The sequence below is a fragment of the Novosphingobium sp. Leaf2 genome (genome assembly GCF_001421325.1).
GTDB lineage: Bacteria > Pseudomonadota > Alphaproteobacteria > Sphingomonadales > Sphingomonadaceae > Novosphingobium.
Window position 1 is genome coordinate 428,531 of sequence record NZ_LMJY01000001.1, and the last position, 18,183, is coordinate 446,713.

The 18,183-nt window shown below is 66.7% G+C and carries 21 protein-coding genes; 9 read left to right on the forward strand and 12 right to left on the reverse strand.

The features are described from left to right. Positions 1-2 precede the first annotated feature (2 nt). Genes bioD through ASE49_RS02160 form a run of 4 tightly spaced genes read right to left on the reverse strand, consistent with a single transcriptional unit; the run spans position 3 to position 3,185 of the window. Complete coding sequence (bioD, locus tag ASE49_RS02145; protein WP_056768284.1) at positions 3-635, reverse strand: dethiobiotin synthase; 633 nt, start codon at positions 633-635, stop codon at positions 3-5. After that, positions 632-1,402, reverse strand: a complete 771-nt coding sequence (locus tag ASE49_RS02150) for a methyltransferase domain-containing protein (RefSeq protein WP_056768287.1) — start codon at positions 1,400-1,402, stop codon at positions 632-634. Before ASE49_RS02150 ends, bioD begins: the two co-directional genes overlap by 4 nt. Continuing rightward, on the reverse strand, positions 1,399-2,025 hold the full coding sequence (locus ASE49_RS02155; protein WP_056768289.1) for an alpha/beta fold hydrolase: 627 nt from the start codon (positions 2,023-2,025) through the stop codon (positions 1,399-1,401). The genes ASE49_RS02150 and ASE49_RS02155 overlap by 4 nt, the downstream gene beginning before the upstream one ends. Continuing rightward, positions 2,022-3,185 (reverse strand): aminotransferase class I/II-fold pyridoxal phosphate-dependent enzyme, encoded by a 1,164-nt coding sequence (locus tag ASE49_RS02160; protein ID WP_056768294.1) that lies wholly within the window; start codon positions 3,183-3,185, stop codon positions 2,022-2,024. The genes ASE49_RS02155 and ASE49_RS02160 overlap by 4 nt, the downstream gene beginning before the upstream one ends. A gap of 169 nt (positions 3,186-3,354) precedes the next feature. Here ASE49_RS02160 and ASE49_RS02165 point away from each other — a divergent pair, with 169 nt between their 5' ends. Then, the gene (locus ASE49_RS02165; RefSeq protein WP_442945932.1) at positions 3,355-4,389 is read left to right on the forward strand and encodes a L,D-transpeptidase family protein; all 1,035 of its coding nucleotides are present in this window, start codon (positions 3,355-3,357) and stop codon (positions 4,387-4,389) included. Positions 4,390-4,412: 23 nt separating this feature from the next. On the opposite strand, the gene ASE49_RS02170 is transcribed toward ASE49_RS02165, so the two are convergent. From ASE49_RS02170 to ASE49_RS02185, 4 genes are all read right to left on the reverse strand, one after another. Next, complete coding sequence (locus ASE49_RS02170; protein WP_056768297.1) at positions 4,413-4,616, reverse strand: hypothetical protein; 204 nt, start codon at positions 4,614-4,616, stop codon at positions 4,413-4,415. Then, complete coding sequence (locus ASE49_RS02175; protein ID WP_056768299.1) at positions 4,616-4,795, reverse strand: DUF4169 family protein; 180 nt, start codon at positions 4,793-4,795, stop codon at positions 4,616-4,618. The genes ASE49_RS02170 and ASE49_RS02175 overlap by 1 nt, the downstream gene beginning before the upstream one ends. Before the next feature lie 41 nt (positions 4,796-4,836). Continuing rightward, a complete protein-coding gene (locus ASE49_RS02180) occupies positions 4,837-5,004 on the reverse strand; it encodes a hypothetical protein (RefSeq protein WP_235522787.1) in 168 nt (55 codons plus the stop codon). 140 nt (positions 5,005-5,144) lie between these two features. After that, positions 5,145-5,819 carry a DUF4136 domain-containing protein gene (locus ASE49_RS02185; RefSeq protein ID WP_056768304.1) on the reverse strand — a complete coding sequence of 225 codons (675 nt, stop codon included), beginning with the start codon at positions 5,817-5,819 and terminating at the stop codon, positions 5,145-5,147. 213 nt (positions 5,820-6,032) lie between these two features. Between ASE49_RS02185 and ASE49_RS02190 the strand changes: the two genes are divergently transcribed. After that, the gene (locus tag ASE49_RS02190) at positions 6,033-6,692 is read left to right on the forward strand and encodes an MOSC domain-containing protein (protein WP_056768306.1); all 660 of its coding nucleotides are present in this window, start codon (positions 6,033-6,035) and stop codon (positions 6,690-6,692) included. Positions 6,693-6,701: 9 nt separating this feature from the next. Here the strand turns inward: ASE49_RS02190 and trpS are convergent, their stop codons facing one another. From trpS to secB, 3 genes are all read right to left on the reverse strand, one after another. Next, a complete protein-coding gene (gene trpS, locus ASE49_RS02195) occupies positions 6,702-7,721 on the reverse strand; it encodes a tryptophan--tRNA ligase (RefSeq protein WP_056768308.1) in 1,020 nt (339 codons plus the stop codon). A 22-nt stretch (positions 7,722-7,743) separates the two neighbouring features. Then, positions 7,744-9,312, reverse strand: coding sequence for a murein biosynthesis integral membrane protein MurJ (gene murJ / locus ASE49_RS02200; protein ID WP_056768317.1), 1,569 nt, complete (start codon positions 9,310-9,312; stop codon positions 7,744-7,746). 126 nt (positions 9,313-9,438) lie between these two features. Next, complete coding sequence (gene secB / locus ASE49_RS02205) at positions 9,439-9,951, reverse strand: protein-export chaperone SecB (protein WP_056768645.1); 513 nt, start codon at positions 9,949-9,951, stop codon at positions 9,439-9,441. 334 nt (positions 9,952-10,285) lie between these two features. Between secB and ASE49_RS02210 the strand changes: the two genes are divergently transcribed. The 4 genes from ASE49_RS02210 to ASE49_RS02225 all read left to right on the forward strand — a co-directional run bounded on the left by ASE49_RS02210 (position 10,286) and on the right by ASE49_RS02225 (position 13,679). Then, positions 10,286-10,972, forward strand: coding sequence for a Tim44/TimA family putative adaptor protein (locus ASE49_RS02210; RefSeq protein WP_056768320.1), 687 nt, complete (start codon positions 10,286-10,288; stop codon positions 10,970-10,972). Between the two features lie 175 nt (positions 10,973-11,147). Further along, on the forward strand, positions 11,148-12,335 hold the full coding sequence (gene mltA, locus ASE49_RS02215) for a murein transglycosylase A (RefSeq protein WP_082456276.1): 1,188 nt from the start codon (positions 11,148-11,150) through the stop codon (positions 12,333-12,335). After that, positions 12,332-12,919 (forward strand): Smr/MutS family protein, encoded by a 588-nt coding sequence (locus ASE49_RS02220; RefSeq protein WP_056768322.1) that lies wholly within the window; start codon positions 12,332-12,334, stop codon positions 12,917-12,919. The genes mltA and ASE49_RS02220 overlap by 4 nt, the downstream gene beginning before the upstream one ends. Positions 12,920-13,022: 103 nt before the next feature. Continuing rightward, positions 13,023-13,679 carry a VIT1/CCC1 transporter family protein gene (locus tag ASE49_RS02225; protein ID WP_056768326.1) on the forward strand — a complete coding sequence of 219 codons (657 nt, stop codon included), beginning with the start codon at positions 13,023-13,025 and terminating at the stop codon, positions 13,677-13,679. Positions 13,680-13,696: 17 nt separating this feature from the next. Here the strand turns inward: ASE49_RS02225 and ASE49_RS02230 are convergent, their stop codons facing one another. Then, the gene (locus tag ASE49_RS02230; RefSeq protein ID WP_056768329.1) at positions 13,697-15,181 is read right to left on the reverse strand and encodes a hypothetical protein; all 1,485 of its coding nucleotides are present in this window, start codon (positions 15,179-15,181) and stop codon (positions 13,697-13,699) included. 103 nt (positions 15,182-15,284) lie between these two features. Between ASE49_RS02230 and ruvA the strand changes: the two genes are divergently transcribed. From ruvA to ASE49_RS18000, 3 genes are all read left to right on the forward strand, one after another. Beyond that, a complete protein-coding gene (gene ruvA / locus ASE49_RS02235) occupies positions 15,285-15,890 on the forward strand; it encodes a Holliday junction branch migration protein RuvA (protein WP_056768333.1) in 606 nt (201 codons plus the stop codon). Between the two features lie 3 nt (positions 15,891-15,893). Then, positions 15,894-16,922 carry a Holliday junction branch migration DNA helicase RuvB gene (gene ruvB / locus ASE49_RS02240; RefSeq protein ID WP_056768334.1) on the forward strand — a complete coding sequence of 343 codons (1,029 nt, stop codon included), beginning with the start codon at positions 15,894-15,896 and terminating at the stop codon, positions 16,920-16,922. Between the two features lie 248 nt (positions 16,923-17,170). Beyond that, positions 17,171-18,148 (forward strand): hypothetical protein, encoded by a 978-nt coding sequence (locus tag ASE49_RS18000; RefSeq protein ID WP_056768335.1) that lies wholly within the window; start codon positions 17,171-17,173, stop codon positions 18,146-18,148. Positions 18,149-18,183: the final 35 nt, after the last annotated feature.

Here is an 18,183-nt window from a genome sequence, read left to right on the forward strand (position 1 = left end):
GCTCACGCGAAATCCGCAACATTGAAGGCGGCGGCGAAGGCCGCGCGCAAGGGCTCGGGGTCGAGGGGATCGAGTCGGGGTAGGCGGCCCAGCCGCTTTACGCCGCTCATCGCGCAGATCGTGGCCTCGCTGTCCTCCATCGCATCGCCCACGAAGGCCACGCCCAGAATTGGCACGCCGCGGGCGCGCAGGGCTTCCACAGACAGTAGCGTGTGGTTTATGGTGCCGAGCGTGGTGCGCGCCACCAGTACCACGGGCGCGCCCCAGCGGGCGAACTGGTCGGCATAGGTTTGGGTGCGCGAAATCGGCACCAGCACACCGCCCGCCCCTTCGACCACCAACGGACCGTCCACCTGCGGCAGCGCCAGCCGGTTAGGATCGATCACCACGCCGTCGAGCTCGGCGGCAAGGTGCGGCGAGCAGGGCGTGGCCAGGCGATAGGCTTCGTCCAGCACGTGGCTGCGCGGCAGGCCAGACAGATGGGCGACGCGCTGGGCATCGGTGCCGTCTTCGTCGATGCCGGCCTGCACCGGCTTCCAGTAATGCGCGCCCAGCGCGCCTGCGAGCGCGGCGGCGAAAACGGTTTTGCCAATGCCGGTGTCCGTCCCGGTGACGACGATGGGGCGTGTGGTCATGCGCGCTCCGTAGCGGCGCGCAAGTGGCAGGTCACCACCTGATACGTCACTTCGCATCCGCTTTGGTCGAAACGCGCCATCACGGCGCGCAACTGCGCGGGAGTGAGCGGGCGATGATCGGGCGCGGGGGTGCCCGCGCCGATGGCCTTCAGGGCGCGCAGGAACGTGCGGGGATTTGGATGACGCTCGACGTGCGCGTCAACGCGCAGTGTTGCCGGATGAAGGGATGCGAACACGTCTGCCGCAACGAAAGCGGGCGTGCCCGCGCAAAGCCCTTGCGCTTCATGCGCCGCGCGCCATTGGGCGAAGCTGTCCGCTCCCAGCGTGGTGATCACCAAGTGTCCGCCGGGCGCGAGGTGCCGCGCCAGCAGGGCCAGCGCGGCGGGGGCATCGGCGAACCACTGCACCGCCAGGCTGGAGCAGATGAGATCGAATGGACCGCTGGGCGGGGTGCCATGCTCGCCGTCCAGAGCGGCAAAGCGGATCTGGCGATCGGGGTGGGCGGGCAAAGCGCGGGCCTTGCAGCGATCCACCATTTCTGGCGCGATGTCGGTCACCAGCCATGTGCCGCCAATGCTGTGGGCCGCCAGCGCCTCGGTGAGAAATCCGGTGCCGCAGCCGATTTCCAGCACGCGCGGGCTGCGCGGCAGATCCAGCGCGGCGATGCGCGCGGCAAGGGCGTCCGCAACATCGCGCTGAACCTTCGCATTCGCATCGTAGGCGCGCGCGGCGGCAAAGGCGCGGCGGACATGGTCGGCCCGGATCATGCCGCCTCCGCCATGCCGCGAACGGCGGCGGCACACAGCTGCGGCGCCTGGATCGGCAACAGATGACCGCCAGCGGCGTGATCGATCCGGCGCACGTCTGCGGTAGAGGCGCCGGCGAACACGGCGCTGCGCATCGCCGGGGGAAGCAGCGGATCGGCGCCGCCTTGAAGGGTGAGCAGCGGCACGTCCGGCAACGGCGGCGCGGCATCGCGCAGGCGCAGCAGATCCGTCTGCAGCAAGGGCGCGTCAATCTCCCCGAACGGTTCGGCGCTGCCGCAGGTCCGCCGAAATTCGCCAAGCACGCCGCGCGGATCGGTTTCGAAGCGGCGCAGCATGCGGTCCAGCACGCGCATCGGAACGCCGGGCCTTCCGGGCAGGGCCGTGAACCGATCGAACCCGTTGATCGCCACGATCCCGCGCAAGCCGAGAGGCGGCGCGGCCAGCACGCGCATGGTGCCGAACGAGTGGGTTACGGCAATGCACGGACCGGCAGCCGAGGGGTTGCACGGCGCGCCGAAATAGCCGCGGTCGTCCATCACATGCCGCCACTGGGGCAGCAGCGCGGCCAGCGGCGTCCAGAAATGGCGGTCGAACCCCCAGCCATGAACGAACAGCAGCTTCACTGCTGCGCCTCGATTGCAGCCAGCAGTGCATCCACATCGTTCAGGGAATGCCCGGCCCGCAGCGCGATGCGCAGGCGGCTGGTGCCCGGCGGCACCGTGGGCGGACGTATCGCCGAGACCAGGAAGCCGGCCTCCTCCAGCCGTGCGGACAAGGCCATCGCGGCATCCTCCGCGCCAATGATCGCGGGCACGATCTGGGTGGAGGAGGCGCCGTGGTCCAGGTTCCGCGCGGCGAGCCCGGCGCGCAGCCGTTCGCCCAGCACCGTAAGATGGCTGCGCTGGGCATCCATGCCGGGCACGAGATCCAGTGCCGCATCGATAGCGCCCAGCACCGCCGGCGGCGGCGCGGTGGTGAACACGAAGCCGCTGGCCGCGTTGAGCAGATAGTCAATCAGCGTGCGCGATCCCGCGATATAGGCGCCGAACCCGCCCAGCGCCTTGCTGAACGTGCCCATGATCACGTCCACCTGCCCGGGCACCAGGGCGGACAGGCCCCGGCCTTGTGGCCCCAGCACGCCGGTTGCATGCGCTTCGTCCACGAAAAGCGTGGCATCGTGGCGTTGGGCGATGGCCACCAGCCGTGCCATGTCCACCCGGTCACCGTCCATCGAGAACACGCTTTCGGTGAGGATCAACCGCGCTGGTGCATCCGTGCCCTTGCTCGCCAGCAGGGTTTCGAGGTGATCGAGGTCGTTATGCGCGAAGCGGTGCTGGCGGGTGCCGGCGATCGCTAGCCCCGCGTGCATGCTGGCGTGGATCAGGCGATCGGTGAACACCGCCGCGCCGGGCATCGCCGCCAGCAGCGCCGGGATCACCGCCGCGTTCGCCTGCCAGCCGCTGGCGAATAGCAGCGCCGCCTCGCAATGCTTGAACGCGGCGATCTTTGCCTCAACCTGCAGGTGGGCTTCGCTGGTGCCGGTTACGAGCCGCGATGCGCCCGATCCGGCACCGTGCGCCTGCGTCCATTCCGCCGCGCGCTCAGCCAGCAGCGGATGGCGCGCCAGCCCAAGGTAATCGTTGCTCGAAAAATCGACGAGGGTGCGCCCTGCACGCTCTATCCGGCCGCCCGGCAGCAACGCGGACGCGCGCAGGCTGCGCCGCTGTCCGGCGCGCGTGATCCGATCCAGTGCAGCTTCTAGGTGAACGTCCAGCCTGCTCATCGCCTGCGCGGTATGACAACCGGCGCCTTCGCACAATGGCCCAAGGCGCGCGCGCCGGACATTCGCATGCAAACGCATCAGCCCGGCGCAGCTTGTGTCACCACCGCGCGTTGAGTGGCCAAAGAACTGTCCCACGGGGTGTCGCTTGAAAAACGTTTATTTGCTTTGCCTGCCCCTGCTGACCGTTCTGGCCGCTTGCGATCGCCATGATCAAGCCTCCCAGCCCAGCAAAACCGCAGCGCCCGTGGCTGACTTTGCCGATGCGCCGGGCGGCAACCAGGCGGGCATGGCGGACAGTCTGGTGCTGCAGGCGCAAGTCGCGCTTGATCACGCGGGCTTTTCGCCCGGCGTCATCGATGGCCGCGAAGGCCAGTCCTACAAATTGGCGCTGGCGGGCTTTCAGGATGCGCGCGGGTTGCCCAAGACTGGCAATTTGGACCCGGCGACCCAACAGGCGCTGTTCGGCGGCAAGCCGATGATCGCAACGCGCCGGGTGATGATCCCGGTATCGTTCGCGCGCCAGCCGCTGGTGCCCAACCTGCCGCACTCCACCTCGGCACAGGCCGGGTTCGATCATCTCGGCTATCGTTCCCTTACCGAAGCGCTGGCCGAACGCTTTCATACAACGCCCGACGCGCTGGTGGCGCTGAACGGGCCGGGCACCCGCCTTGCTGCAGGCGCAACGGTGCGGGTGCCCGCCATCCCCAACGCGCCGCTCGCCACCATCGAAGGGGACGAGCGTGGCTGGGCGCAAACGCTGCAAAGCCTGGGTGTCGCCGCCGACCAGCCCAAGGCGGATCACATCGAAGTCAGCAAGTCCGCCGGGGTGCTCAAGGTCTACGACAAGCAGGATAAGCTGATCGCGCAGTTTCCGGTGACCACCGGCAGCAGCCACGATCCGCTGCCATTGGGAAGCTGGACCATTCGGGGCGAATCGCGCAACCCGGACTATCAATACGATCCGGACTTGTTCTGGGATGCCAAGAAGACCGACAAGGAAAAGCGTCTGGCCCCCGGGCCCAATGGCCCGGTGGGCGTGGTATGGATCGATTTGTCCAAGGATCACTACGGCATTCACGGCACGCCCGAACCCTCCAAGATCGGTCGCAGCGAAAGCCACGGCTGCGTGCGGTTGACTAACTGGGATGCGGCGCGCTTGGCGCAGATGGTGCACGCCGGAACCAAGGTGCTGTTCAAGGCCTGACCGAGGCCGGCCCGCCGCTGCTCTTACGCGTCCACCAGGTCCAGGTAGGCGACGACGTCGTTGTCGGTGGCGATGAACAGGCCTTCCTGGGTCGCCTCGTCCTGTTGCGCGGCAAGAACCATCGCGTCGGCCAGGGACCCGTATAGCAGCGTAATTGCCGCGCCGCCTTCAGGCCCGGCATCGAGGTGGTAGAGGCGCACGCTGGCATCCTGTGCGGTTGTGCGCATCAGTCGGTCTCCCGCTTTAGACCATCGAGCAGGCGTTCTGCCCGCACGCGCTCGGCATCGAGGCTGCTTTTCTCTGCCTTGGTCAATCCGTGCCGGACACGGCTCTGCGCAGCCTTGGCCGCGTTCACGGTGCGTTCACGTGCCTTGCGGGCAAGGCGCAGGTTGATGATATCGGCCATACCGAAGTTCTAACGCCGGTTACGCTGCGATAAAAGCCGGTTCACGCATCGTCGCGATCGCGCTTCTGACGGTTGCGCCGCCACTGCAACCCGTACCAGCCCGCGCCGCCCAGTCCGCCGATCACCAGCGCGCCCTTGGCCAGCGTTTCGAAGGCGGCGCTCAGTGCGCCGATCGTCACGCCCCAGAAGAGCTGTGACAGGATCGTCATGAAATTGTGCATTACCGTGAGGCGTTCCGCGAGGGTAGGGGCCGCCTTATACCAAAAGAACGGGCCCGCAATGTTTCAGCGGACCCGTCCCTCGGTGTCTCCCACTCTTTTGCAGGGGGGAGCCTGTCAGTCTCAGTGCTTCATTTCTTCTCAGGCGCGACTGTAATGCGCACCGTCTCACCGGAGTTCCCGGGGAAATTCGTGAACATCGCCTCGACCAGATTGGGCACGAGATACTGCAGGCGGTTGGATGTTGAAACGGCCTCGGCCTTGCCTTCGAACAGACGCTGACCATCGGCGGCGCGGTCGATCTTCAGGCTGATACCGCTGGTGTAGACGGTGTAGGACTGAATCGAATTATCGAAGAACGGATCGTACCAGCCATAGTGCCAGGGGCCACCGAAGCCAAAGCCACCCCAGCCACCGCGACGGCCATAGAAACCGTAGCCGCCCCAAGGGCCCCAGGGCCCAGCAGCGCCGATGCCGGTGCTGGTCACGCGTTCACGCCCGGTGTCCAAGCCGTAATCGAAGCGGACGATCAGGGTGGCGCGGGCCGGATCTTCGACCGGGGCGTAGCCAAGGCGGGCCATGCGATCGCGAACGATCGAAGCGTACTGGGAAAATTCAAGGCCGCCGGCAAGCTTGGGATCATCGGCAACGATGGCGAAGCTCTGGCCCGCAGGGGCCGGCAGCTGCGACTGGAATCGCGAGACATTGGCGTTGAAGGGTGCGGCGCACGCTGCAAGCGCCATCAGCAGCACGGCGGCAGCGGCTAATCTTAGCCGGCCGAGCTGGGAACGGGCATTTTCATTCATCTTTTTGCTCCACGAACCCGAAGAGCCTACTCGTCCGATGCCGGCGCGGCCTTCGTTGCTTGCTTTCGCGTCGTGAAATCAAAGTGCTGAATGGAGGTTGAATGGGATCATGCACACGATAGGCCGTTGGCCCGGTTCATGTTCCATCCACCTGCAGGGCGCTTTTTGCCACGGCGTGATCGCAGGATTGCTATCTAGGAAGAAAGCGCGTCAATGACGAGTCCGTTCCCGGTTTTATCCGTGCTGCGTGGCACCGTTACACCATTTCGCGGGCCGGGTGAGAAAAGCGCCATCGCCAAGCGGCCGATCGACGGCCTCGTGCGGGTGCATCGGCTGGGTCTGGACGGTGACGCGCAGGCCGACCTCACCGTCCATGGCGGCCCCGACAAGGCGATCCATCATTACCCGCACGACCATTACGCGTGGTGGTGCACCGCGATCGGGGACCATCCCTTGCTGGACGACTACGGCGCGTTCGGGGAGAACATATCCACGCGCGGTCTTGCCGAAGACATGGTATGTATCGGCGATCGCTGGCGGCTGGGCTCCGCGCTGCTGGAAGTGAGCCAGGGCCGGCAGCCATGCTGGAAGCTGGATCATCGCTTTGGCGGCGAGCACCGGGTGAACGCCTTGTGCGTCAGATCCCGCCGGGCCGGCTGGTATTACCGGGTGCTCGAAGAGGGCGCGGTGCAAGCCGGCGACGTGCTGGAACTGGTCGATCGGCCGTTCCCGTCATGGACGGTGCTGCGGGTGTTCGGCCTGCTGATCGGCGGCGATCACGCGGCGCATCGCGGCAGCCTGGAAGCGCTGGGCGAAGTCACCGCACTGGCGGAGGCCTGGACACGGCGGCGCGCCAGACTGCTGGCCGGATAGAGCTAGCGGTCAGCCGCGCACCAGCCCCAGCGCCGCATACGTCCGTCCCAGCATCGGCACCGCCAGCGCGCGCGCCTTTTCCGAGCCCTGCCGCAGAATCGCATCCAGCGCCTCGCGATCCTCGCGCAGTTCCAGGAAGCGGGCATTGATCGGCCCCAGCTTTTCCACCAGCAGCTCGCCCAGTGCCGGCTTGAACCGGCCGAAGCCTTCGCCGCCGAACGTTGCCAGCACGCCGTCCACGTTGCTTCCGGCCATCGCCGCGTAGATGGCGACGAGGTTCTTCGCTTCGGGGCGGGCGTCCAGCTCGGTCTTGTCCGCCGGCAACGGCTCGGGGTCAGTCTTGGCCTTGCGCACCTTCTGCATGATGGTGTCGGCGCTGTCGGTCATGTTGATCCGGCTCATGTCCGAGGGGTCGGACTTGCTCATCTTGGCGGTGCCGTCGCGCAGGCTCATGATGCGTGCGGCTTCGGGCGGGATGAACGGCGCGGGCAGCGTGAACAGCGGCGCGTCGGGCGCGCAAAAGTCGTTGTTGAACTTCTGCGCGATGTCGCGCGCCAGTTCCAGGTGCTGCTTCTGATCGTCGCCCACCGGCACGTGGGTCGCGCCATACAGCAGCACGTCGGCAGCCTGCAGCACCGGGTACGTGAACAGCGCCACGCTGGCGCCTTCGCGGTTCTTGCCGGCCTTGTCCTTCCACTGCGTCATGCGGTTGAGCCAGCCCATCCGCGCTGTGCCGTTGAGCAGCCACTGCAGTTCGGCGTGCTGGGGCACCTGCGCCTGGTTGAACAGGATGGAACGGTCCGGGTCGATCCCGCAGGCGACCAGCGCGGCCACCATTTCGCGGGTGTTGGCGGCAAGGTCTGCGGGCGTGTGCGGCATCGAGATGGCGTGCAGGTCGGCCAGGAAATACAGGCACTGGCCGCCTTGTGCACTCACCTCGTCCTGCATCGCCACCCAGTTGCGGATCGCGCCAAGGTAGTTGCCGAGATGCAGGTTGCCGGTGGGCTGGATGCCGGAGACGATACGCATGCAAATGTCCGTTCAGGATAAGTCAGGCCGCGCGGCGGCGGCGCAGTAAGGCAAGGTCATTGCGGGTGAAAGCCCCGGTAACAAGTGTCGCCAGCCCATAGACGAGCCCGCCGGCCGAAACCAGCACCGCCAGCGCCAGGCCGCGCACCAGCCAGGTGCCGTGGACGTACGGTGCCATCAGTTCCTGCCCGAACCACAAGGCCACGCCCATCGCGATCGCGGCCAGCGCCAGGCGCGGTGCGCGCCGCTTGAGCCGCGCGTCCATAGCGAAGTGGCCGCGCTTCACCAGCGTGCGATACAGCATGGCGACGTTGAGGGTGGAAGCCAGCGCGGTGGCCAGCGGCGGCCCCATGTGCTGCAACGGCACGATCAGCGCCAGGTTGGCGACGAGGTTCACGCCCATTGAGATCATCGCATATCGCACCGGCGTGCGGGTGTCCTGCCGCGCGTAATAGCCCGGGGTCAGCACTTTCACGAGGATGTAGCTGGGCAGGCCCACTGAAAACGCGGCCAGCGCCTGCGCCGTACGGGCCACGTCGTTCGCATCGAACTTGCCGTAGCCGAACAGCGCCGCCGCGATCGGCCCGCCACATACGATCAGCGCTACGGCAGCCGGCAGCGTCAGCAGCAGCGCCAGCTCCAGCCCGCGGTTCTGCGTTTCCATCGCCTCGGCCTCCTGCCCGCCGCCAAGCTGGCGCGAGATAGTGGGCAGCAGCACCGTGCCAAGGCCGATACCGATGAGGCCCAGCGGCAGCTGGTTCAGGCGATCGGCCATGTAGATGTACGTTACCGATCCGTGCGCCAGCAGCTTGGCCGCGATCGCGGTGGAGATGACGAGGTTGATCTGCACCGCGCCCGCGCCTGCGGCGGCCGGCAGGATCAGTTTGAGCAGCTGCTTCACATCGGCGTTCCACACCGGCATGCGCAGGCGCATCGATACGCCGTTGGCGCGGCAGGCCAGCACCAGCCACAGCAATTGCAAGGCCCCCGCCACCGAAACCCCGATCGCCTGGTTACGTGCGGTCACCAGCGGATCGGCGGAATGGAAGCCCAGCAGCGCCACGATCAGTGTCAGGTTCAGCAGGATCGGCGCGGCGGCGTTAACCCAGAACTTGTTGATCGAGTTGAGAATACCGCCCAGCAGCGAGACAAGGCTGATGAACGCCAGATAAGGAATCGTGAACCGGCTGAGCATCACCGCGAATGCGAACTGCTCGTGGTTCACGTCGTTAAAGCCCAGCGTCAGCAGGAAGGTGACGGGCCATGCCAGCACTTCTAGCACCACCGTCAGTACGATCAGCACCGGCAACAGCACGGACAGCGCTTGTTCGGCAAAGGCCAGCCCAGCGGGCAGGCCGGCGCCGTTCTTGTCCCCCACCTTCTTGTTGAACATGGGGATGAAAGCGGACGCGAAAGCGCCTTCGGCGAACAGCGCGCGGAACATGTTGGGCAGCCGAAAGGCGATCAGGAACGCATCGGACGCGAAGCCTGCCCCCACGTAGCGGGCGAACAGGCTGTCACGCAGCAGCCCCAGCACACGACTGGCGAGGGTGAGGCCGCCGACGCTGGCCAGGGCCTTGGCAAGGTTCATCCACGCACTCCCATTAGGCCCCGGTCAGGCAACGCCGGTCGGTGCCCGCGCCGGAATCCGCGAATTGCTCCGCGCCGCCGGTGCGGCAAGGCACCTCATCCGTGCAGCATACGCCGCCGGACTGGATCAGGCGTGGCCGACGGGCTCGCCCATGCCGGCTTCGGCCTGCTGCGACTGTGACTGCAGCTGCTGCACATACAGCCCGTTGAAGTCTATCGGCTCGAGCATCAGCGGCGCAAAACCGGCATCGCGCACGGCGTCGGAAATGACGCGGCGGGCGTAGGGGAACAGGATGCGGGGGGCTTCGGCGAACAGGAACGCATGGCCCTGGCCTTCATCCAGATTGCGCATACCGACCAGCGCGCAATAGCTCAGTTCCACGGCGAAGGCGGTGCCCGCATCGGTCTTGGACGAGCAGGTGATCTTCAGTTCGACTTCGTGCACTTCACCCTCGATCGCGCGGGCGCCGATGTTGAACTGCACGTCGATCTGCGGCTGGTCCTGCCAGGAAAAGCTTTCCGGCGCATTCGGATTTTCTACCGACAGATCCTTGACGTACTGCGAGATGATGCCGGCCATCGGCGCGGTATCTTCATTGCCCAGGTCCATGTCGGAAATGACGTTGCCTTCGTCGGCCATCTTGGTGATCTTTCCCAAATTGAAATCTTCGAAGGCGCGCGTAAAACATTTTGGCCTTGCGTGAAACACCTGACTGACTGGATTTTCGGCGGACGGTTTTATCCCCCGAACCGAAGGGAGCGCGCTCACGGTCGGGCGCGGCAGCTGCGGTCTGGCCGAAAAACGCCCCGGATGGCGGCTCATACGTTGTTCATTTGTCAAGCGTACCTATCTGGGTCTATGTTCGAATGCTTGGCCGCCTGCGCTGGTCGAGTCTCACCGGTCGCGGCCGGAACCTTGCGCTCACCGCCGGCCGATCCGGTACGTGGCGCACGCAAAGGATGGATTTAGGGACGTGACACCGGAAATAGTGATCCTGGCCATGATCGCCGCCTTTCTGGGCTTGCGGCTCTATTCCGTTCTCGGTCGCCGTGCGGAGCACGAGGAAGAGCCGATCCAGGGCCGTCTGGAAGGTGGTCGTCCTCAGCAGGGTCGCCCTCGCCAGCCCACCCCCGTTCGTCTTGACAAACAGGGTGAGGATCGCGCCCGCGCCGAACTGGCGCGCCAGCCGTCCATCCCGCTCGCACCGCCTGCGGTTGAGCGTGGCCTTGCCGAAATCGCCCAGGCCGATCGCCGGTTTGATGTTGCCGCCTTTCTCGAAGGCGCGCGGGGCGCTTACCGCATGATTCTGGAGGCGTTCTGGAACGGTGACAAGGCATCGCTGCGCGGGATGTGTGACGAAGACGTCTACGCCGGTTTCGTCGCCGCCATCGATGCCCGCGCGCAAGCCGGGGAAACGCTGGACAACCGCTTGATCCGGATCGAGGAAACCGCATTCGTCGCGGCCGGAATCGAAGGCGGTTACGCGCGCATCACGCTGCGTTTCCGGGCTGACGTCGCAGCGATTACGCGCAACGCCGACGGTGTCGTGGTGGCCGGTTCGCTCAACGATGCCATCGACGCCACGGACGTGTGGACGTTCGGTCGCGCCTTGAACTCGCCTGATCCCGACTGGCTGCTGGAAGAGACTGACGAAGGTTGATCCCGCAACCCGAGGGCTGCTAGCCCTTCGATCCAGATGCGCTCCGCGTTCCGTACGCGGGGCGCTGATTTTGTGGGGGAAGACGATCGTGCAGCGCCAGGCAATCCAAGGGGCTGCGCCGCAGCGTAATGCCGTGCGATCGATCCGCGCCATTGCCGTGTGCGCCTTGCTCGCCATGCTGGCAGCGTGCGGTGGCGCTATTCCCCGTCCATCAGGACCGCGCCCGAATTATCCACCTGCCACGGCCCCCACCCGTCCGGTCACCGGACCTGTAGTGCAGCCGCTGCCGCCCGAAAGCGCGCTGATCGCCGGAGTGCAGGCCGGGCCGCCCGTCGCCGCGCTGCCCATCGGCGCTACGGATGCCAGCGGCGCATTCGCCTCGTTTCGCGAAAGCTGCCCGCGTTTGACTGCGCGCACCGACGCCAGCGGCTTGACCCGCGCCGATGACTGGCGGGTGGCCTGCAGCGCTGCTGCCAACTGGGCCGGAAACCCGGCGCAATTCTTCGCCGAATATTTTGAAACGGTGCGCGTGGGCGATGGCAGGGCCTACGCCACGGGGTACTATGAGCCCGAAATCGCTGGATCGCGCTATCCCGTGGCGGGCTATAACGTGCCGGTCTATGCGCTTCCGCCGGACCTTGTCCGCGCCCGTCCCGGCGATGCCGCACCGCTGCCGAACGGACGCATGCCGCTCGGCCGGTACGATGAATACGGCGCGTTCACGCAGTATTACGACCGGGCGCAGATCGATGCGGGCGCGCTGGCGGGCAAGGGACTGGAGATCGCCTGGGTGGCCGATCCGGTGGAGTTCTTCTTTCTGCAGGTGCAGGGATCGGGCCGGCTGATCGCGCCCGATGGCACCGTCACCCGCATCGGCTATGCCGGGCAGAATGGTTTGCCCTATACCGGGATTGGCAGCGTGATGCGCAGCCAGGGGCTGATCGGATCGGGGCCGGGGCAATATTCAGGCTCGATGCAGGGGATCATGCAATATATCCGCGCCAACCCGGCGCAGGGCCGCGCGCTGATGGAGCAGAACCGCTCTTGGGTGTTCTTCAAGATCCTGAACGGGGACGGGCCTCTGGGCGCGCTCAACGTGCCGGTGCGGGCGCACAATTCGGTAGCGGTCGATCCGCGCTTCGTGCCGCTGGGCGCGCCGGTCTGGCTCGATCTTGACCGGCGCGAAGCGAACGGCATGTGGATCGCGCAGGATACCGGCGGCGCGATCAAGGGCGCCAACCGGTTCGATACGTTCTGGGGATCGGGGGCGCAGGCCCGCGTTACTGCGGGAGGGATGAGCGGGCACGGCAGCGCGCTGATCCTCGTGCCCAAGGGAACGCTGGCGCGGCTCGGCCTGCGATGAGGCGACCTGGCCGCAGGCTTACCGACGCGGAAAAGGCGTTGTGGGCGCAAGTGGCCAATACGGTGACGCCCTTGACCCGCCCCGGCCGCACGGTGGAGCCCGGCGCGCTGACAGCCGATCCGTCGCCTACGCCGGCTGCTCCACCAGCCCTGCCACCCAAGCGCATCAAGGGCCGCGTACCGCCTCCGCCTACTGCCCCCAAGGCCGTTCCAGCCCCGCCGCGCACGGCTGACGAGCGGGCGCATCTGGACGGTTCGTGGGAGCGCCGCATTGCCAAAGGCGGGCTGGTGCCTGATTTCAGCCTCGACCTGCATGGCTCCAACCTCGATCAGGCCTATGCGCGGCTGATGCACGGATTGACGCAGGCGCGCTCTATGGGTGCGCGGGTAGTGCTGATCGTCACCGGCAAGCCGCGCCCTGTCGATGCCGCCGATCGCGGCACCGCGCGCGGCGCGATCCGCGCCAAGATTTCGGATTGGCTCGCCGCCAGCGGGCATGCCTCTGAGATCGTCGCGATTCGCGGTGCGCACCGCCGCCACGGCGGGCAGGGCGCGATTTACGTGGTGCTCAAGAAGCGGCACTAGAGGCTGCGGTGCAACAGTTCGGTCGACCGGCGTGTGCACGCTATGGAGAGGAAAAGAGTTTGTGGGCACGCGCGGTCATGGGGAACGGCATTTCATCAGTCGCATGGGCTGGCTCAGGGCTGCCGTTCTGGGCGCGAATGACGGCTTGCTGTCCACTTCCAGCCTCATCATGGGCGTTGCGTCGGCGTCCACGGGTCGCTCGCCGATCATCGTGGCCGGCGTTGCCGCTCTATTTTCGGGCGCCTTGTCGATGGCGGCGGGCGAATACGTATCGGTCAGTTCGCAGCGCGATTCGGAAGACGCCGATCTGCGCCGGGAGGCGGAGGAATTGCGGACTACCCCCAAGGCCGAACAGATCGAACTGGCAAACATCTATGTGGAGCGCGGCCTTGACCCGGATCTGGCCGTGCAGGTCGCCACGCAGCTTATGGCGCGCGATGCGCTTGGTGCTCATGCCCGCGACGAACTGGGTCTTTCAGACGAAACCGCCGCGCAGCCGGTGAAGGCGGCGCTCGCTTCGGCGACGTCGTTTGCGGCAGGCGCCTTGCCGCCGCTGCTGATCGCGATCCTAGTTCCGCCCGCCTATGTCTTGTGGACGATACCCGTTATTTCGCTGCTGTGTCTGGCGATCCTGGGCGCGCTCGGCGCAAGAACGGGCGGCGCGGCGGAAGGGCCTGCGGTGATAAGGGTGGTTTTGTGGGGCGCGCTGGCGATGGCGATCACGACGGGTATCGGCCGGCTTTTCGGCACCGTGGTGTAAAGCGGCCAGGCAAGCGACTACAACTCGTTGGCTTCGAGTTGCTGCTGATAGCCCCACTGTGCATCCGGGCGGCAGATGCCGGCGCGCACGAACAGGCATGGGCGCTCGTCCCCCAATGTCCCGCACGCGACCTGGCGATAGCCCTGCGCGCCCGCCGGCAGGCGCTGCAGCACCAGCGCGTTGACCGAGGCTGCAAGCGCAGGCGGCATCGGGGCGCTTTCGCGCGAAATAGCGCGGGGTATGAGCAACAGCGGCAGAGGGCGCGCAAGCAAGGTCGGCACGATGTGGCCCTTGTACTCGTAGTCCACCGCGATGGCGCAGACCTTGGGGTCGGCGGCTGCGCGGTTGGCAAGGCGCGGTACGGCGCTGCCGCCGCGATAGGCGCTGGCCCCGCCGGTCAGCTGCGCGGACCATGCCGACATCCCCGCCCACGCCAGCATCATCGCGATTGCAGCGACGATGCCCGCCCCAGCGCCGCGACCGCGCGCCAGCCGCTGCGCCAGATGGGCAGAGCCGATCCCCGCCAGCAGCAGGAAGGTCAGCGTCGAGATCCAGATGAACCGATATTCCTTGTGCGCGATCAGGCTGTGCACCGCCACGTTGACCAGCGCGGCGTAGAGCAGCGGGCGATAGCGCGTGCCCGCTGCCACCGCGCCGATCAGCACCAGCGGCATGAACGGCCACAGGTGATCGCGCAGCATCGCCAGGTATGCCAGCGGACCCGCCGTTCCGAAGCGTCCGGCCCGGCCCTCGCCGATGTTCATCTGCAGATTTACCCAGATCCACGAAAACGGCGTCAACCCGGCGGCAAGATCGCTCAACGCACCGATCCCGCCCGCGGCAAGCGCCCCGGCCAGGAACGGCCGCCAGCGCGCCATATTCAGCCGCAACGCGCCGCATGTCAGCACGACGCCGAACACCCCATATTGCAGCCGCACCAGCACCGCCAGACCCACCAGCAAGCCCGCCAGCGCCAGTCCCCGTGTGCGGGTGCGTGCATCCAGCAGCAGGGCGCCGCCCATCAGCATCAGTGCCGCGCCCAGGCTTTCGGACAGCAGCAGGTCGGAATACAGGACGCTTTCCCACCACACCCCCACCACGAACAGCGCCAGCAGCGCGTGCACCCGGCCAGTCAGCGCGCCTAACCGCCACGCAGCAGGCAGAGCCAGCAAGGTTAGCGTGGCAAAAAGCAGCCGGGCCGCCCACACGCCGGGCAGCGTGCCCGGCGCCAGCGCGTGGCCGATCACCAAGGGCACGCTCAGCATCTGCGGCACCAGAGCGTTGCGCAGGCCGAAGCGCCACTCCCACGGCACGATGCCATGCCCGGTGGCGATGCGGTTCGCCTGCTCAAGATACTGCATCAGCTCGTCGGAATGGGAGATGTCGAAGATCGACAGCTGCGCCAGCCGCAGGCCCACCGCTAGCGCCACGATCGCACCGATCGCCGCAATCCATGCGCCTGTCATCCGCCCGCGCGGCGTGTCCTGCTGTACCCCCGTCATCGCCTTGGCCTAAGACAAACCCCAAGGCCTGTCACGCCTTCGCGGTTTGCCCCCTTGCCGGGCGGCGGGGCGCCGTGCATAGGGCAAGCATGGGGAACAAAGCATGATCGCCAAGCTCACCGGATTGCTAGACGATACCGGCCCGGACTGGGCGATCATCGACGTGGGCGGCGTGGGCTATCTGGTGCAGTGCTCCGCCCGCACACTGGGCCATCTCGGCATCCGCGGTGACCGGGTGGTGGTCCACACCGAGATGCAGGTTTCGGAAACCGACCAGCGGCTGATCGGCTTTGCCAGCGCGGCGGAGCGCAACTGGTTTCGCCTGCTCACCGCGATCCAGGGGGTGGGCTCCAAGGTGGCGCTGGCGATCCTGTCGGCCTTGACCACGGAGGAACTGCAGCGCGCGTGCGCGGGCGGGGATGCGGCGATGGTGGCGCGCGCCAACGGAGTGGGACCAAAGCTTGCCAGCCGCATCGTCAACGAACTGAAGGACAAGGCCGGCGCGCTGCCGGTTGCGCCCGGAATGCCAGGGCTGACCATCACCGCCCCGCCTGGGTCCGCCAGCGCCGATGCTGTCTCCGCCTTGCAGAACCTGGGCTTCAAGCCCCCGGTCGCCGCCACTGCGGTGGGCCGCGCGGTGGAAGAACTGGGCGAGGATGCCGGGCTCAACGATCTGGTGCGCGTGGCGCTAAAAAGGGCGGCGGGATAAGCGATGACGGACAATCCCATCATTTCCCCCAACCGCCAGATGGAAGACGCGGACGCGGCGCTGCGGCCCAAGACGCTGGCTGAATTTGTCGGGCAGGCAGCGGCCAAGGATAACCTGAGCGTCTTCATCGAAAGCGCCAAATCGCGGCGAGAGGCGATGGACCACGTGCTGTTCTTCGGTCCGCCGGGCCTTGGCAAGACCACGCTGGCGCAGATTGTCGCGCGCGAACTGGGCGTGGGTTTTCGCGCCACGTCCGGGCCGGTGATCGCCAAGGCGGGGGACCTCGCCGCGCTGCTGACCAATCTGGAGCAGGGCGATGTCCTGTTCATCGACGAGATTCACCGCCTGAACCCGGTGGTGGAGGAAGTACTCTATCCCGCCATGGAGGATCGCGCGCTCGACCTCATCATCGGGGAGGGGCCGTCCGCGCGCTCGGTGCGGATCGACCTGCCGCCCTTCACGCTGGTGGGCGCGACGACACGGCAGGGGCTGTTACAGACGCCGCTGCGCGACCGTTTCGGCATTCCGGTGCGGCTGCAGTTCTACACCGTGGCCGAACTGGAAAAGGTGGTGACGCGCGGCGCGGGCTTGCTGGGGATCGGCATGGACAAGGGCGGCGCCACCGAGATCGCGCGGCGGGCGCGCGGAACCCCGCGCGTGGCGGGGCGGTTGATGCGCCGGGTGCGCGATTTCGCCCATGTGGCCGGCTCCGACATGATCACAAGGGCCATTGCGGACGATGCACTGACCCGGCTGGAGGTGGATTCGATCGGGCTGGATTCGCAGGATCGCCGCTATCTTCACATGATCGCGGACATCTACAAAGGCGGCCCGGTGGGCGTGGAAACCCTGGCAGCGGGCCTGTCCGAGCCACGCGACACGATCGAGGAAGTGATCGAGCCGTACCTGATCCAGCTTGGGCTGGTAGCGCGCACCGCGCGCGGGCGCTGCCTTAACGATCGGGGCTGGCAGCACCTTGGGCTGACCCCGCCGACAGGGCCGCAAGGGGCGCTGTTCGATTCGGACGGCTGAGCGAATATCTATGGTATAGGTGCGCCGATCGGGCGGTGCGGCGTTGACCTCCCTGGCCAGACAGTCCCGTTTCGACACAACCCGCGCAGCCGAATGATAAATTAACCACTTTTCCCGCATCGGGACGGTGAATTAGCTGTGAATGACGTTGCCGCGTTAACCTGTCTCTGCGTTGTTCGTGGCAGATGGATGCAACGGCCAGACGAAGGCCATCGCGCTCGACGCGAAAACTATAGAGAGCAACGTGTATGTCGGTTCGGATGGCCCTTGCGAAATTGTCTGCCTGCGCGGCGGGCTGCGCGATCATTGGCGGCGGCGCCGTCCACGTCGCGGAAACCCAGTCCGCCCAGACCGCCTATCACAAGCTGAAGATGGCCAAGGTCGCCCGCGCAGAGCCGGTGAAGAAGCGCGCCGTGCGCCGCGTTGCCCGCCGTGAATTGCCGCGCACCACCCGGCGGGTGCGCAAGATCATTCGCCGCACCTGCTGCGACCAGCCGCAGATGGCGGTGGTGCCAATGCCCGCGCCGTACCTGCCGCCCGCACCGCCGTCCTATGCGGGCGGTAGCGGCGGCGCGCCGGTGGTGATCGGCGGCGGCCCCATCGGCGGCTTCGGTGGCGGATTTTTCGGCGGCTTCTTTGGCGGTGGCAGCAGCGGTGGGGGTGGCAACGTGGTCATCACCTCCACCACCAGCGGCGGGGTAAGCACGACCACCGGCGGCACCACGTCGACCACCAGCGGCAACGTGTCGACAAGCGGCAACGTGTCGACAAGCGGCAACGTGTCGACAAGCGGCAACGTCTCGACGAGCGGCAACGTTTCGACCAGCGGAAACGTCACGTCCACCACTTCGACCACGTCGGGCAACGTATCGACGAGCAGCTCCTCATCGTCCTCAAGCTCGTCGTCGTCCAGTTCGTCCTCGTCCTCCTCCAGCTCGTCGAGTGGCGGGCATGGTCATGGTTCGTCGGGAAGCTCGTCCAGCGGGTCGTCCTCCGGTTCATCGTCGGGATCATCCTCCGGCTCTTCGGGATCTTCCGGCTCATCCTCGACCAGCAGCTCGACTTCGTCGTCGTCCTCCTCATCGACCAGTTCGAGCACGGGCGGATCGACCACCACCAGCACCGGTGGCCACGATGTGCCGGCACCTCCGATGCTGATCCTGTTCGGCGCGGCTGCAGCCGCCGTGGTCGGTCGTCGCCGCCTGGTTCGCCAGAAGGCGGCCTGACGCCTCCTGCTTCGGCGATGCAAGGGCTGACGCCC

Coding starts and splice junctions, on each gene's coding strand:
- bioD (WP_056768284.1), bottom strand. CDS start 635: ATGACCACACGCCCCATCGTCGTCACCGGGACGGACACCGGCATTGGC.
- ASE49_RS02150 (WP_056768287.1), bottom strand. CDS start 1,402: ATGATCCGGGCCGACCATGTCCGCCGCGCCTTTGCCGCCGCGCGCGCC.
- ASE49_RS02160 (WP_056768294.1), bottom strand. CDS start 3,185: ATGAGCAGGCTGGACGTTCACCTAGAAGCTGCACTGGATCGGATCACG.
- ASE49_RS02170 (WP_056768297.1), bottom strand. CDS start 4,616: ATGCGCACAACCGCACAGGATGCCAGCGTGCGCCTCTACCACCTCGAT.
- ASE49_RS02175 (WP_056768299.1), bottom strand. CDS start 4,795: ATGGCCGATATCATCAACCTGCGCCTTGCCCGCAAGGCACGTGAACGC.
- ASE49_RS02180 (WP_235522787.1), bottom strand. CDS start 5,004: ATGACGATCCTGTCACAGCTCTTCTGGGGCGTGACGATCGGCGCACTG.
- ASE49_RS02185 (WP_056768304.1), bottom strand. CDS start 5,819: ATGAATGAAAATGCCCGTTCCCAGCTCGGCCGGCTAAGATTAGCCGCT.
- ASE49_RS02190 (WP_056768306.1), top strand. CDS start 6,033: ATGACGAGTCCGTTCCCGGTTTTATCCGTGCTGCGTGGCACCGTTACA.
- trpS (WP_056768308.1), bottom strand. CDS start 7,721: ATGCGTATCGTCTCCGGCATCCAGCCCACCGGCAACCTGCATCTCGGC.
- murJ (WP_056768317.1), bottom strand. CDS start 9,312: ATGAACCTTGCCAAGGCCCTGGCCAGCGTCGGCGGCCTCACCCTCGCC.
- secB (WP_056768645.1), bottom strand. CDS start 9,951: ATGGCCGACGAAGGCAACGTCATTTCCGACATGGACCTGGGCAATGAA.
- mltA (WP_082456276.1), top strand. CDS start 11,148: ATGCTGGCAGCGTGCGGTGGCGCTATTCCCCGTCCATCAGGACCGCGC.
- ASE49_RS02220 (WP_056768322.1), top strand. CDS start 12,332: ATGAGGCGACCTGGCCGCAGGCTTACCGACGCGGAAAAGGCGTTGTGG.
- ASE49_RS02225 (WP_056768326.1), top strand. CDS start 13,023: ATGGGCTGGCTCAGGGCTGCCGTTCTGGGCGCGAATGACGGCTTGCTG.
- ASE49_RS02230 (WP_056768329.1), bottom strand. CDS start 15,181: ATGACGGGGGTACAGCAGGACACGCCGCGCGGGCGGATGACAGGCGCA.
- ruvA (WP_056768333.1), top strand. CDS start 15,285: ATGATCGCCAAGCTCACCGGATTGCTAGACGATACCGGCCCGGACTGG.
- ruvB (WP_056768334.1), top strand. CDS start 15,894: ATGACGGACAATCCCATCATTTCCCCCAACCGCCAGATGGAAGACGCG.
- ASE49_RS18000 (WP_056768335.1), top strand. CDS start 17,171: ATGTCGGTTCGGATGGCCCTTGCGAAATTGTCTGCCTGCGCGGCGGGC.